The organism is Pseudomonas sp. E1BtOHC1 (genome assembly GCF_058744285.1).
Genome location: NZ_CP196023.1, coordinates 922501 through 936639, shown reverse-complemented (window position 1 = coordinate 936639; position 14139 = coordinate 922501). Strand labels below are relative to the sequence as shown.

At 59.3% G+C, this 14139-nt stretch carries 9 protein-coding genes, 3 rRNA genes and 1 pseudogene (1 of these 13 only partly in view); 6 read left to right on the top strand and 7 right to left on the bottom strand.

Annotated features, from left to right (window positions below; translation table 11 throughout):
* The first annotated feature begins 141 nt into the window (after nucleotides 1-141).
* On the top strand, nucleotides 142-480 hold the full coding sequence (locus ACSSVC_RS04405) for a tryptophan synthase subunit beta (protein ID WP_346634005.1): 339 nt from the start codon (nucleotides 142-144) through the stop codon (nucleotides 478-480).
* 43 nt (nucleotides 481-523) lie between these two features.
* Here the strand turns inward: ACSSVC_RS04405 and lapD are convergent, their stop codons facing one another.
* Both lapD and lapG read right to left on the bottom strand, forming a co-directional pair.
* A complete protein-coding gene (gene lapD / locus ACSSVC_RS04400; protein WP_346634004.1) occupies nucleotides 524-2470 on the bottom strand; it encodes a cyclic di-GMP receptor LapD in 1947 nt (648 codons plus the stop codon).
* A gap of 14 nt (nucleotides 2471-2484) precedes the next feature.
* Nucleotides 2485-3177, bottom strand: coding sequence for a cysteine protease LapG (gene lapG / locus ACSSVC_RS04395; RefSeq protein WP_346634003.1), 693 nt, complete (start codon nucleotides 3175-3177; stop codon nucleotides 2485-2487).
* A gap of 300 nt (nucleotides 3178-3477) precedes the next feature.
* Here lapG and ACSSVC_RS04390 point away from each other — a divergent pair, with 300 nt between their 5' ends.
* A complete protein-coding gene (locus tag ACSSVC_RS04390) occupies nucleotides 3478-4242 on the top strand; it encodes a thioesterase II family protein (RefSeq protein WP_346634002.1) in 765 nt (254 codons plus the stop codon).
* 69 nt (nucleotides 4243-4311) lie between these two features.
* On the opposite strand, the gene ACSSVC_RS04385 is transcribed toward ACSSVC_RS04390, so the two are convergent.
* A complete protein-coding gene (locus tag ACSSVC_RS04385; protein WP_402893213.1) occupies nucleotides 4312-5097 on the bottom strand; it encodes a methyl-accepting chemotaxis protein in 786 nt (261 codons plus the stop codon).
* A 69-nt stretch (nucleotides 5098-5166) separates the two neighbouring features.
* A pseudogene (locus ACSSVC_RS04380) lies at nucleotides 5167-6192 on the bottom strand (HAMP domain-containing protein); the annotation flags it as partial.
* Between the two features lie 314 nt (nucleotides 6193-6506).
* Here ACSSVC_RS04380 and ACSSVC_RS04375 point away from each other — a divergent pair.
* From ACSSVC_RS04375 to ACSSVC_RS04360, 4 genes are all read left to right on the top strand, one after another.
* Nucleotides 6507-7007, top strand: coding sequence for a sigma-70 family RNA polymerase sigma factor (locus ACSSVC_RS04375; protein ID WP_346634000.1), 501 nt, complete (start codon nucleotides 6507-6509; stop codon nucleotides 7005-7007).
* 5 nt (nucleotides 7008-7012) lie between these two features.
* Nucleotides 7013-8020, top strand: a complete 1008-nt coding sequence (locus tag ACSSVC_RS04370; protein WP_346633999.1) for a FecR domain-containing protein — start codon at nucleotides 7013-7015, stop codon at nucleotides 8018-8020.
* Nucleotides 8021-8120: 100 nt separating this feature from the next.
* Nucleotides 8121-10613, top strand: a complete 2493-nt coding sequence (locus tag ACSSVC_RS04365; RefSeq protein WP_492612013.1) for a TonB-dependent siderophore receptor — start codon at nucleotides 8121-8123, stop codon at nucleotides 10611-10613.
* Between the two features lie 71 nt (nucleotides 10614-10684).
* Nucleotides 10685-11866, top strand: coding sequence for a PepSY-associated TM helix domain-containing protein (locus ACSSVC_RS04360; protein WP_492612012.1), 1182 nt, complete (start codon nucleotides 10685-10687; stop codon nucleotides 11864-11866).
* 145 nt (nucleotides 11867-12011) lie between these two features.
* Here the strand turns inward: ACSSVC_RS04360 and rrf (ACSSVC_RS04355) are convergent.
* The 3 genes from rrf (ACSSVC_RS04355) to ACSSVC_RS04345 form a co-directional block, all read right to left on the bottom strand.
* Nucleotides 12012-12127 (bottom strand): 5S ribosomal RNA (gene rrf, locus ACSSVC_RS04355).
* 113 nt (nucleotides 12128-12240) lie between these two features.
* Nucleotides 12241-12356: ribosomal RNA gene (gene rrf, locus ACSSVC_RS04350) — 5S ribosomal RNA — on the bottom strand.
* 148 nt (nucleotides 12357-12504) lie between these two features.
* Nucleotides 12505-14139 (bottom strand): 23S ribosomal RNA (locus tag ACSSVC_RS04345); it runs 1257 nt beyond the window's last position.

The window sequence follows — 14139 nt, the reverse complement described above, 5'->3', positions numbered from 1 at the left end:
CTGGCGGGTGGTTGCCGGGTCCTGGCAAACAGCCTGCGCCGTGACGATTGTCGCGGCGCACCGCATACTCGCGCTCTGAATGCTGCGCTGGCCTATGCTGCTGACAGCCGGATGCCGAAAAAAAAGCCTGAGGGATTTGCCATGTTCTACGTGCAACGCGATGCGCAAGGTCAGCTGATTCGCGTGGAAGCCGCCGCATACGCCGAGGCTACCGAGACGCTGCCCGCCGATCACCACGAGATCCAGACCTGGTACGCCAACGAGGCGGTGGAAGTCAGCCTCAAGCAGCTCAAGCAGAGTGACCTGGAAATGATCCGGGTGCTGGACGACCTGATTCAGGTCCTGACCAGCAAGGGCGTGATTCGTGTCACCGACCTGCCGGCGGCGGCTCAGGCCAAGCTGATGGATCGCAGCCAGGCCCGTGAGGCCCTGGGTGGACTCAGCCGGCTGATCAATGATGATGAAACCGGTTTGATCTGAACGCCCCTCGCCTGTAGAAGCCGGCTTGCCGGCGAATGCACGTTCAACCCCAAGGCGCCGGCTCGCCGAACAATTGCCCCTGCACGCCATATAGCCCCATCTCGCGAATCACCTGCAGCTCGCCCTGGGTCTCGACCCGCTCGGCAATCAGCGGCAGGTCGATGCTGTGGGCTGCCCGCTGGATAGCCTCGATAAACAGGCGCTTGTCGCTTTCCTGATCGATGTCGCGGATGTAGCTGCCGTCGATCTTCAGATAGGCCAGGCCCAGGCGCGCCAGGTTGCCGATCATGCTGAAGCGCCCACCAAAGCGTTGCAGACTGAGGGAGAAGCCCAGTTCCCGCAGGCGCCGGGTCAACTGTTCCAGCTGGATCTGCTCAGGCAGCTGTTCCTCACCGATTTCCAGGGTCAGGCGCGGCCCCAGGTCAGAGTGCTGGCGAAGAATCTCGAAGACCCGGTTCAGGGCCTGAGGGTCTTCCAGGGTGGCCGCCGACAGGTTCAGCGCCAGGCTGTCGTCATGTCCGACCATCTGCTTCAACACCTGCTCCAACATCAGCAGGTCCAGGCGCGAGGTCCAGCCAAAACGCTCCAACCAGGGTAGGAAACGCCCGGCCGGGATGGTCTGGCCCTGCTCGTCCAGTAGCCGCGACAGAACCTTGTAATGCAGCACCAGCGTGGTGTCCTGGGCCGCCACCACCGGCTGGAAGTACAGCTGGAAGCGTTGCTCCGACAGCGCCCGGTCCAGCAGCCGGTGCCAGGCATGGTGATCATCCCCGACTTGAGCTCCGCCCCCCTGATCCAGACAGGCCCAGTTGGTCTCGCCCTGGGCTTCGGCCTGGGCCAGGGCCTGATCGCCGAGGCTGAGCACCGCTTGTGGCGAATCTCCGTGGGCAAAGGCCGCCAGACCGATGGAGGCCACTGCGGCAACGTCGGTGGCGCCAGTGGCATGCAGGTTGCCCAGGGCGCTGTCCAGGCTTTGGGCCAGCTGGATGGCTTCCTCGCGCACCAGGCCCGGCGCCAGCACGGCGAACTCGCCACCGCGGACCCGGGTCACCAGGTTGTGAGTTTCAGGGTACTTGTTGCACTCGCGCAGCAATTGCTCCCCTACCGCTTGCAGCAGTTGGTCGGTGCGTTGGCCCCCCAGGCGCTGGTTCAGGCCGGCCAGGTCCTTGACCCGCAACAGCAGCAGGTAACCGGAGCTGGCCTGCTCCGGGTTGCTCACCCGGGCATGCAGTTGCATTTCGAAATAACGTCGATTGGCCAGCCCGGTCAGGCTGTCCTGATAAGACTCGATGCGCAGTTTTTCACTGCGCTCGGCCTGCTCCTGGAACAACGCCTTGAGCTTCTCCACCATCTGGTTCATCGCCTGCACCACCCGGCGCAGCTCCGGGGTGCGGGGCAGTTGCGGCAGGCTGAGAAACTCGCGGCGGGCAATGGCATGGGACTGCTGGACCATGTAGTCCAAGGGCTTGAGCTGGCGTCGCAGCAACAGGGCTCCGAGCACCGCACTCACCGCACCGCAGATCAACAGCCAGCCCAGGCTGCCCAGGGCGCTCTGCCAGAGCTTGGCGACGGCGAACATCGGATGGCTGAGCACCTCGACACGCGCCGCCTGCTCCCAGCCGCGACTGACGATGGCGTCACCGCCGGCCGGCTCCAGGCCGATGAGTTTGACGAACCACTGGGGCACATTGCTGACTTCCGGGATGCCGCTGCGCTCGACGATGGTCTTGTCCGTGGCCAGGTCCACCACCCGGATGCTGGCGTAGTAGCCGCTGTCGAAGATCGAACTGACCATCAACTCGACCATCGCCGGATCGTCGATGTTGGGTGTCAGCGACAAGGCCAGGGCCGTGGCCGCGTCCTGGGCATGGGAGCGCAGCTGATTGACATACTGGGTGCGCGAGCTTTCCAGGCTGACCATGAAGCTGCCACTGAAGGCGACCACCAGGAACACACAGATTGCGATCAACAGTTGTTTGAACAAAGACATCTGAGCTCGTGCTCCTAGTTAGTCGTCTCGACCGGAAAACCTTCGGCCTGCATTTTTTTCAACACGTCCTGCCAACGGGACAGGCGCTTGGTATCACCGACCCGCTTGTTGCCCTTGGCGCCCGGCAGCCACAACCCTTCGGCATTGAAGGAGTACACCGGCAGCAGGTCGGTTCGCTCGCTGGCCGGGCGGATCGAATCCTCCAAGCTGTCGAGCACCAGCGGCATGGCGTCCGCAGTGGAATAGTAGGTCAGGACCATGTGCGCGCGGTTCTGGCGCAAGGCCTTGACGTAAGTGATGCGCAGCTTGTCACTGGACACCCCGAGATGGCGCAGGCTGAAGTACTTGGCAATCGCATAGTCCTCACAGTCGCCGGCGCCCTTCCACAGCGCCTCGATCGGCGTTTCCCAGTAGTCCACCTGGCGCCACAGATCGATATCTTCCATGTAGCGCATGTTCTTGTTGAAGAACAGGTTGACCACTTTCAACTGCTCGCGCTCGGACACCTGCTTCTGCGTGGCCAGCAGGTGCTGCCAGGCATCGATACGTTGCTGACCTTCGCCCAGCGGACCGTAGAGCGCCGTGGCACGGCGGCTGATCAGGGAGAAGTCCCAGTCGGCGTGCAGGCTGCCCAGCAGCGCGCCAGCCAGCAGCAGTGCCGAGCAGAACCAGCGCAAGGTCCGAAAAAGAGCTAAACGTGCCGCCAATGCGATGAGTCCATGGGAGCTGTCGTAAATCGGCTGATGGTGAAGGCTGGCCCGACAAAAAACAATGGCACCTTACAATCACCGGCCACCAGGGAAGGGCCTGCACGGAACATTCAGAGAATAGCTTCAAGTGGCATTTGCGCTGCGGGTGACAGCCCATGAATTTCCCCAGTCGTCACGTGCATTCACCCACGCCAGCCACTATGTTAGAAACCATTCGCGGACTGGGACGTCCCCCTCGAACGGCCTCTTGTCAGCACCGAGAACCCGCCCACGGGCCACCTTGCTTAAGGAAAAGCTGTGTACACCGACACCCGACAATGGACGCTGGTGATCAACTCAGGGCAAACCACCCGCATACGCCTGATCTGCTTTCCCCAGGCCGGGGCGGCGGCGGAGCAACTGCGGGTATGGTCCAACAGCCTGGCCGATCACATCGAGCTGGTGGTGATCAACCTTCCGGGGCACGGCCCGCGCCGCGACGAAGCGCCCTGTGACAACTGGCCGAGCCTGCTGGAAAACACCTTCGCCGCCCTCAATCCCTGGCTCGACAAGCCCCACGCGCTGTTCGGCCACGGCCTGGGTGCACTGCTGGCGTACGAAACCTGCAAATACGCCCAGGAGCGGTTTCCACAGCAGACCCGCCACCTGTTCGTCTCTGGCTGCCGCAGCCCCGACAGCCTGCCCCGCCGGCCCTTGCTGCACTCGCTGCCGATCGCGGCATTTCGCGAGGCGATCCTGACCCTCGGCGCCAGCCCCCTGGAGATGCCCCGGGGGCAAAACGACCTGCAATCCTACGAACGCTTGCTGCGCAACGGCCTGAAGCTCTTTGAAACCTGGTACGACACCTCCAGCGGCTGCCTCGATATACCGCTGACGGCTTTCTATGGCAGCGAGGACCCGCTGGCGACAGCCGACCATATGCTCAATTGGCGGGAGTTCACCGGGCGCGAATTCGAATTGATCGAAGTGGCCGGCAACCATTTCTTCATCAAGTCCCAGCGCCAACGCCTGTTGCAGGTGATCAACACGCACCTGGGCCTGCTGGGGGAACACCTGGCCTGAGCGCCACCCATGAAAAAGCCCGCCCTGCAGTGATGCAGGAGCGGGCTTTGAGGTCGGTTACGGATTGCCTCAGATCTTGAAGCTGTCCACCAGTTGCTTCAGGCGGCTGGCCTGTTGCGACAGTGCATCACAGTCCTTCAGGGTTTCGTTGAGGTTGGCAACGCCTTGCTGGTTCAGCAGGTTGATCTGGTTGATGTCGACGTTGAGGGTCTCCACCACCGCGGTCTGCTCCTCGGTTGCCGCAGCCACCGACTGGTTCATGCCATCGATCTCGCCGATCCGCTGAGTCACGCTGACCAAGCGTGCACCGGCCTGGTTGGCCACTTCGACGCTCTCTTCGCTGGACACCTGGCTGGCGTTCATGGTCGAGACCGCCTCGCGAGACCCGACCTGCAGGGAGGTGATCATCTTGTGGATCTCTTCCGCCGACTCCTGGGTACGGTGGGCCAGGTTACGCACCTCATCGGCCACCACGGCGAAACCACGGCCGGCTTCACCGGCACGGGCCGCTTCAATGGCAGCGTTGAGGGCCAACAGATTGGTCTGCTGGGAGATGCCCTTGATCACATCGAGAATGTGCCCGATGTTGTCGGTGCTGGCATTCAGGGTCTCGATCTGGGTGCAGGACAGGCTGATCTTCTGCGACAGCTCGGTCATCGCCTGAATGGTCTGTTCCACCACCTGGCGACCGTCGTCGGCCTGTTCACTGGCGCCACTGGCATGTTGCGAGGCATCAGCGGCGTTGCGGGCGATTTCCTGGGTGGCAGCACCCAGTTCGTTGATCGCCGCGGCCACGCTGTTGGTACGGGCGCTCTGCTCATCGGAACCGATGATCGACGCGTTGGACGATGCCATCACCCGTTGCGAGAGGTCATGCACCTGGCGAGTAGCCGAGGACACTTCGGAAATCGAGGCGTGAATCCGCTCCACGAACTGGTTGAACGAACTGCCCAACTCGCCGAACTCGTCCTTGCTTTCCACGACCAGGCGCCGGGTCAGGTCGCCTTCGCCCTGGGCAATGTCCTGCATCGCCCGGCCCATGGTGATCAGCGGGCGCATCAGCACCTGGATCAGCAGGGTCAGCAGTACCGCAATCACCGCCACCGCGATAAACATGGCGATCAAGGCGGAAGTACGGAACTGGCTCAGTGGTGCGTAGGCCTTTTCCTTGTCGATGGACAGCCCGATGTACCACTCGGCATTCGGCAGGCCGGTCACCGGGGTGAAGGACAGGATGCGTTCCTGTTTGTTCAGGACCACTTCCTGGTTGCCGCTGGCGATCCGCACATTGGCGCCGGGGTAGATGTCCTTGAGGTTCTTCATCACCTGGTCTTTATCCGGGCTGACGATCACCTGACCGTCGGCGCTGACCAGGAAGGCATGGCCCAGGCCGCCGAAGTCCACCGAGTTGATGATCTTCACCAGGGTTTCCAGGCTCAGGTCGCCACCGACCACGCCCAGCAATTCCCCCTGCTTCTTCACCGGCATGGCGATGGTGACCACCAAACCACCGACGGCCGCCATGTAGGGCGGGGTCAGCATGGTTTTGTCGGCGGTCACGGCCTGTTTGTACCAGGGCCGCTGACGCGGGTCGTAGCCGTCGGGCATCTTCGCGTCAGGACGCTGGGTGAAGGTGCCGTTGGATTGGCCGACGTAGGTGAACTGGAAGTTAGAGGTGAAGGCCGGCTGATCCACCAGGCCAGGGAAGTCTGCGTTATGACCTTGGTGGGCGACGTTCTGCGCCAGGTTCTCGAGCACCAGGATCCGCCCGCTCATCCAGTTCTGCACACTGCTGGAGGTGAGCTCACCGGCCTGCTGGATGGAGGACTCGAGGTTCTGTCGGATGGTGTTTCGCTGCAAGTAGTCGTTGTACAAAGTGAACAACGCAAAAGCCAGAACCACTACGCCGGAGGCGGCCAAAAGGATTTTATGGCTGAACTTGAGATTCATTTCATGGGACTTCTTATGCCGAAAGTGGGGATGCGTCCGTAAAGCAACATTCCATGTAACAGTGCAGGCGACATTCTTTGGCCGCTCTACTTTGGTGCACGCATGTCTTATCAGTCTTTCGGCAAGATTCCCCGAACCCTTAGAGATTTATCTGAATTACTCGTCTGAATTTGCCGAATCCCGCCGAACGGCATTCCAGAGCGTCCGCCGCGCATTTTCAGATGACCGACAGCACCCTGCTTGTTGCCAAATCGATAATCCTTCAATGACAATGCGACTAATTATCATTTGTGACACTCAGGCAGTCCGGCTCCATGTCATCAACCGAGTTCGCCGTACAGACGCTCTACAGCCATCACCACGGCTGGCTCAACAGTTGGCTGCGTCAGCGTCTGGGCAACGCTGCGGATGCTGCTGATCTGGCCCAGGACACTTTCGTACGCCTGTTGCAGAAAACCGAACGGCTGGAGCTCAAAGCACCGCGAGCTTTTCTACGCACTATTGCCCGAGGGCTGGTGATCGATCACTGGCGCCGCGAGGAAATTGAACGCGCTTACCTGGAAACCATCGCCCATCTGCCCGAGGCTGAAGCCCCAAGTGCCGAGGCTCGTGCCTTGATTCTGGAGTTGCTGGAAAGCATTGCGCGGATGCTGGAGGGGCTAAAGCCGAAAGTGCGTCAGGCGTTTCTTCTATCTCAGTGCGAAGAACTTACCCACAAGCAGATCGCCGAGCAGATGTCTCTGTCCCTGCGCACTGTGGAGCGCTATGTGGCTCAAGCGCTCTATCACTGTTACCTGCTGCGCTATGAGAGCTGACGCCTGTGGATAACTTTTCCGGCAGCCTGCCCCTGAAGCCCAATCCAGATCACCTGGTGGTCAAGCAGGCAATTAACTGGTTACTGCGCCTGCGCAATAACGGCGCCAATCCCAAACTGCAGCAACAGTGCGATCTGTGGCGTGCCGCTCACCAGGAGCATGAACTGGCCTGGCAACGGGTGCAGTCATTGCACCAAGAGCTCAATGCCAATCTGCGAGCCGTGCCTGGGGCCCAAGTGGCGCTGCACACCCTGGAAAACAGCAGCCAGCGCCTGGGCCGGCGTCAGGCCCTGAAACTGTTGAGCGGCGCCCTGCTCCTGGGCTCCAGCGCCTGGGTTGGCAAGGATCTACTGGGCTGGCAGCAGTGGAGCGCGGACTTCGCCACTGCCGTGGGCGAACAACGAGGCTTCCAACTGCCCGACGGCACCCGGCTGGAACTCAATACCGACAGCGCCGCGGACCTGAATTTCAACGCACAACAGCGCCTGATCAAACTGCGTCGGGGCGAGATCATGGTGGCCTGTGGAGCCGATCAGCAGGGCACTCAACGTCCACTGCTGGTGGAAAGCCGGCATGCTCTGCTGGAAGGTTTCGACGCCCGTTTCGTGGTGCGCGTGGATGACCGTTGTACCCGCCTGAGCGTGACCCAAGGCAGCGTGGCCATTCATTCGCCGCACGCTGCCGAGGGTCGCAGCGCCCGGGTCGGTCCGGGGCAGAGCTATCGGATCAATCATCGACTGGCGGAGCCGGCCGCACCGCTGGCCATGGACGTGGGGGCCTGGGCCGATGGCCTGATCGTGACCCGCAACATGCGCCTGGATGACTTCCTGCAGGAAGTCGGTCGCTATCGCCATGGTTACCTGGGGTGCGCGGCAACCATTGCCCATCTGCGCCTGTCCGGGGTGTTCCGCCTGGAGGATACCGAGAAGCTGCTGGCCATCCTGCCCCAGACCCTGCCGGTGCAACTGCGTTACCGCACCCGCTGGTGGGTCACCCTGGAACCTGTGGTGTGAACTTCACGACCCAACTGTTTTTTTGGCGGGTTTTGTCTGGACGTCCGGCTTAGTCAGTAAGCAATTCAATCTGCTTCCTGCGACTTCAACGGAACCTACAATGACCCTCCGCGATCACCGCCCAAGCGCTTCCTGCGCCCCGACTCTACGTCAAGCCATCCACGCCGCCCTACTGTGCTCCAGTATCGGCCTCGGACTTGTGGCCACTACCGTACAGGCCGCCGACACCGCCCCGGATGCACCGCACCACAGCTACAACGTTGCCCCGGGCAGCCTGGGTGATGCGCTCAATCAATTTGCCCGGCAGGCAGCAATCACCTTGTCCACCACACCGGCCCAGACCCTGGGCCGACACTCTGCCGGACTGCAGGGCAGCTATTCGGTGAGCCAGGGCCTGAACCAGTTGCTCAAGGACACGGGGCTGGAGGCGGTCAGCCAGGATGGCAGCAGCTATATCCTGCGCCCGCTGCCCCAAGGCAGCGCGCTGTCACTGCCGACCACGCAAGTCAAAGGCTTCGCCCTGGGTAACGCCCTGGGCAGCATGGACGGCTACAACGCGACCCACAGCCAGATCGCCACCAAGACCAGTACCGCGTTGCTGGAAACCTCGCAAAGCGTGTCGGTGGTGACTCGCGAACAACTGGACGACCAGGGTGCACAAACCGTCGCCCAGGCCATGCGCTATACCCCGGGTGTGCTGACCAACCCCTATGGCGCCACCCATCGCTACGATTATGTGGCGATGCGCGGCTTCAACGATGGCTCGGTGGATAACATCTACCTCGACGGCCTCAAGTCCATGGGCGACAGCGGTACCTACAGCAGCATGCAGGTCGATCCCTATTTCCTCGAGCGCGTGGACATCCTCAAGGGACCGTCGTCGGTACTCTATGGCCGCAGCTCCCCCGGTGGCCTGGTGGCCCTGACCAGCAAAAAGCCGCTGTACGAGCCCTACCACCAGATCCAGGCGACCGTAGGCAGCCAGGGCAAACAAGGTCTGGGCTTCGACTTCAGCGGTCCACTGGATGATGACAAGCGCATTGCCTATCGGCTGATCGGCCTGACGGACAAATCCGACACCCAGTTCGACCATACAAAAGAAAAGCGCTTTGCCCTGGCTCCCACTCTGAGCATCGACTTCAGCGACGACACATCCCTGACGCTCCAGGCCTACCTGCAAAATGATCCTGATGGCGGCTACCACGGCGGCATGCCGGCCAACGGCACGCTGAACCAGCGCAATGGCCAGCGGATTTCCGAGCACTTCTTCGAGGGTGAGCCAGGCGTCGATGGCTACAAACGCGATCAACAGTCGTTCGGCTATCAGTTCGAGCATCGCTTCAACGACGTCTTCACCGCCCGGCAGAACTTCCGCTACCTGGATTCCAAGGTGAAGCTCGATCAGGTGTATGCCTATGGCTGGACCAATGCCACCAGCAACGACTTGAGGCGCTATTACTCGGGAGGCAATGAAAAGCTGCACTCCTTTATCGTCGATAACATGCTGCAAGCCGAATTCCTGACTGGCGACGTCAAGCACACGATGCTCCTGGGAGCGGACTATCAGCGGCGCAAGACCGTGGTCGACTGGGATCAGGGAACGCTGCAGGCGATCAACGCGTTCAACCCGATCTATGGCAACTCGACGATCGATTATTACAGTCACACCAGCTATGTACGGCGCCTGGAGCAGACCGGCGTATACCTGCAGGACCTGATCGAGCTGGATAAATGGCGCTTCTTCCTGGGGCTGCGTCAGGACTGGGTGGAAACCTCGGATGAAAACCGTCTGGCCGAAGACAAGCGCCCCCTGGGCACCGAGATCAGCGACAAGCGCACCAAACTCACTGGACGCGCGGGAGTGCTGTATCTGTTCGATAACGGTCTGGCGCCCTATCTCAGCTATTCCGAGTCGTTCAACCCCAACTCCTACGCAGACAGCGCCGGTAATCCCCTGCCACCTACCGACGGCACTCAATGGGAAGCCGGCTTGAAGTATCAGCCTCCCGGTACGGAAAACCTGTTCACCGCCTCGCTGTTTCGCATCGACCAGGAGAACCTGGCGTCGAAACTGCCGCAGGAAAATTTCTACCGCGCAGTCGGCGCCGTTCGTTCCCAGGGGTTGGAACTGGAAGCGCATATGCAACTGACCGACAACCTGAAACTGTTGAGCAGCTATACCTTCACCGACATCCAGTATTCGAAGTCGATGGTCAGCACCCTGAGCAGCCCCGGCAACATCATCGAGAACAAGGGCAACTCCCCTACTCAGGCGCCACGGCAGATGGCTTCGCTATGGGCCGACTACAGGTTCGACAGTGCAACCCTGGATGGGCTGCGCCTGGGAGGAGGAGTGCGCTATGTGGGGTACAGCTGGGCCGATGCCGAGAACACCATGAAGGTGCCGGCCTACACCCTGTTCGACGCCTCCATCGGCTATGACCTGGGCAAGGTGGGTTTGAAGGGGGTGGATGTGCGCCTGAATGCCAACAATTTGACCAACGAGTCCTACGTCGCGTCCTGCGCGAGCCTGAGTTACTGCTACCTGGGTGAAGAGCGCAACGTCGCAGCCACGGTGAGCTACCAGTTCTAATCAAGATTGACTTCCACAAAGCCAGCGCCTGCAAACAGCCGCTGGCTTTGTCGTTTGTACAGGAACATTCAATGCGCGCTGTTCTGGTTCTGCTGCATCGCTACATGGGTTTGGCCACTGCGTTGTTTCTACTGCTGGCTGGGTTGACCGGAAGTGTCCTGGCCTTTCATCACGAGCTGGATCAGTGGCTCAATCCCCAGTTCTATGAAGTATCTGGAGATGGGCCGTTACTGGCACCCGGAACGCTGGTGGATCGAGTGCAGGCCGAGCATCCACGGCTGCAGGTCTGGTACATGGAATATCCGCAAGAGGCCACACACACTGCGTTGCTGGCTGCGGTACCACGTACGGACCCTGCCACTGGCAAGCCTTATGCCGAACGCAATCAGGTGTTTTATCTGGATCCGGTCAGTGCTGAACAACGGGGACAGCGCTTTTGGGGAGCCTGCTGCTTCCAGAGAGAGAATCTGGTGCCGTTTCTGCTTGAGGTCCACTACAACCTGGTCCTTCCCGGTAATTGGGGGCTCTGGCTGATGGGGTTGGTGGCTATCGGCTGGGTCATCGATTGCTTCGTTGCCGTGCTGTTGACGCTGCCCCGTGGTCGGCCGTTCTGGCACAAGTGGTCTACCGCCTGGAAGATCAAGGGAGGACACGCCTACCGCCTGAATTTCGACCTACATCGCGCCGGGGGCTTGTGGCTATGGTTGCTGCTGCTACCGATCGCCATTAGCAGCGTGGCCATGAATCTACCGAGCCAGGTCTTCAAACCAGTGGTGTCCTTGTTCTCCCCTATCGAGCCGAGTGTCTATGAAGCCCGTGGGCGAATGTCGACTGCGGAGCTTGGGGTAACTCGGCTGACGTATCAACAAGCGTATGAGCGGGCTGTGGAAGAGGGACGGCGATTGGATTTGAAGGAGACAATCGGTGAGTTGTACTACAGCTTTGAATACAACTTCTATGGGGCGGGTTTTGGCCAGCACGATACCCAGGCCCATGGTAAGTCCTGGTTGTTCTTCCACGGTACGAATGGACACCTGCTGGGGCAGGAAATCGCGGGACAGGGCACTCTGGGAGAACGCTTCTATCGGCTGCAATTACCGATACATGGCGGGAGGATCATCGGTTTTACGGGACAGGTGATCATTGCTGCATTGGGTGTACTGATAGCAATGCTGTCGCTTACTGGCATCTATATCTGGTGGCGTAAGTTGATTGCCCGCAGGAGCGGCAAGCGGCGTAGAGCCCGACATTGAGGATCAAGCCGAACCTCGGTAATAGCCGTCTGTTCAAAGCCGCTACAGGGATTCTGCCGGACGTTGCGACTTGAATACCCAGACTTTATCGAGCGCAAAAACAAAACCCCTGTCTGCGTCAGCAAACAGGGGTTTTGGAATTTGATCTTGACGATGACCTACTCTCACATGGGGAAACCCCACACTACCATCGGCGATGCATCGTTTCACTTCTGAGTTCGGGATGGGATCAGGTGGTTCCAACGCTCTATGGTCGTCAAGAAATTCTGTGGCCGATCCGTTGGACTCAAGAGTCGAACGTGTCAGCAAAATCAGTAACTTCTATATAAAGACAAAACCCCAATTGCTTTCGCAATTGGGGTTTCGGAATTTAATCTTGACGATGACCTACTCTCACATGGGGAAACCCCACACTACCATCGGCGATGCATCGTTTCACTTCTGAGTTCGGGATGGGATCAGGTGGTTCCAACGCTCTATGGTCGTCAAGAAATTCGGTAGCCAGACCGTCGCTTATGCAACGTGCCAGCAAATGGGTATGTAATAGATTTGTGTGCTTTGTGAGCGGTGCAAACTTTCGGTTTGTTTCGTCTTCACACACCGCAACTCGCTTCTTAAGCAAATTGCTTGGGTGTTATATGGTCAAGCCTCACGGGCAATTAGTATTGGTTAGCTCAACGCCTCACAGCGCTTACACACCCAACCTATCAACGTCGTAGTCTTCGACGGCCCTTCAGGGAACTCAAGGTTCCAGTGAGATCTCATCTTGAGGCAAGTTTCCCGCTTAGATGCTTTCAGCGGTTATCTTTTCCGAACATAGCTACCCGGCAATGCCACTGGCGTGACAACCGGAACACCAGAGGTTCGTCCACTCCGGTCCTCTCGTACTAGGAGCAGCCCCTCTCAAATCTCAAACGTCCACGGCAGATAGGGACCGAACTGTCTCACGACGTTCTAAACCCAGCTCGCGTACCACTTTAAATGGCGAACAGCCATACCCTTGGGACCGGCTTCAGCCCCAGGATGTGATGAGCCGACATCGAGGTGCCAAACACCGCCGTCGATATGAACTCTTGGGCGGTATCAGCCTGTTATCCCCGGAGTACCTTTTATCCGTTGAGCGATGGCCCTTCCATACAGAACCACCGGATCACTAAGACCTACTTTCGTACCTGCTCGACGTGTCTGTCTCGCAGTCAAGCGCGCTTTTGCCTTTATACTCTACGACCGATTTCCGACCGGTCTGAGCGCACCTTCGTACTCCTCCGTTACTCTTTAGGAGGAGACCGCCCCAGTCAAACTACCCACCATACACTGTCCTCGATCCGGATAACGGACCTGAGTTAGAACCTCAAAGTTGCCAGGGTGGTATTTCAAGGATGGCTCCACGCAAACTGGCGTTCACGCTTCAAAGCCTCCCACCTATCCTACACAAGCAAATTCAAAGTCCAGTGCAAAGCTATAGTAAAGGTTCACGGGGTCTTTCCGTCTAGCCGCGGATACACTGCATCTTCACAGCGATTTCAATTTCACTGAGTCTCGGGTGGAGACAGCGCCGCCATCGTTACGCCATTCGTGCAGGTCGGAACTTACCCGACAAGGAATTTCGCTACCTTAGGACCGTTATAGTTACGGCCGCCGTTTACCGGGGCTTCGATCAAGAGCTTCGCGTTAGCTAACCCCATCAATTAACCTTCCGGCACCGGGCAGGCGTCACACCCTATACGTCCACTTTCGTGTTTGCAGAGTGCTGTGTTTTTAATAAACAGTCGCAGCGGCCTGGTATCTTCGACCGGCATGAGCTTACGGAGCAAGTCCTTCACCCTCACCGGCGCACCTTCTCCCGAAGTTACGGTGCCATTTTGCCTAGTTCCTTCACCCGAGTTCTCTCAAGCGCCTTGGTATTCTCTACCCAACCACCTGTGTCGGTTTGGGGTACGGTTCCTAGTTATCTGAAGCTTAGAAGCTTTTCTTGGAAGCATGGCATCAACCACTTCGTCACCTAAAAGGTAACTCGTCATCAGCTCTCGGCCTTAGAATCCCGGATTTACCTAAGATTCCAGCCTACCACCTTAAACTTGGACAACCAACGCCAAGCTGGCCTAGCCTTCTCCGTCCCTCCATCGCAATAACTAGAAGTACAGGAATATTAACCTGTTTTCCATCGACTACGCTTTTCAGCCTCGCCTTAGGGACCGACTAACCCTGCGTCGATTAACGTTGCGCAGGAAACCTTGGTCTTTCGGCGTGGGTGTTTTTCACACCCATTGTCG

Coding starts and splice junctions, on each gene's coding strand:
- ACSSVC_RS04375 (WP_346634000.1), top strand. CDS start 6,507: ATGTCATCAACCGAGTTCGCCGTACAGACGCTCTACAGCCATCACCAC.
- ACSSVC_RS04365 (WP_492612013.1), top strand. CDS start 8,121: ATGACCCTCCGCGATCACCGCCCAAGCGCTTCCTGCGCCCCGACTCTA.
- ACSSVC_RS04405 (WP_346634005.1), top strand. CDS start 142: ATGTTCTACGTGCAACGCGATGCGCAAGGTCAGCTGATTCGCGTGGAA.
- ACSSVC_RS04385 (WP_402893213.1), bottom strand. CDS start 5,097: ATGGCATCGTCCAACGCGTCGATCATCGGTTCCGATGAGCAGAGCGCC.
- lapD (WP_346634004.1), bottom strand. CDS start 2,470: ATGTCTTTGTTCAAACAACTGTTGATCGCAATCTGTGTGTTCCTGGTG.
- ACSSVC_RS04360 (WP_492612012.1), top strand. CDS start 10,685: ATGCGCGCTGTTCTGGTTCTGCTGCATCGCTACATGGGTTTGGCCACT.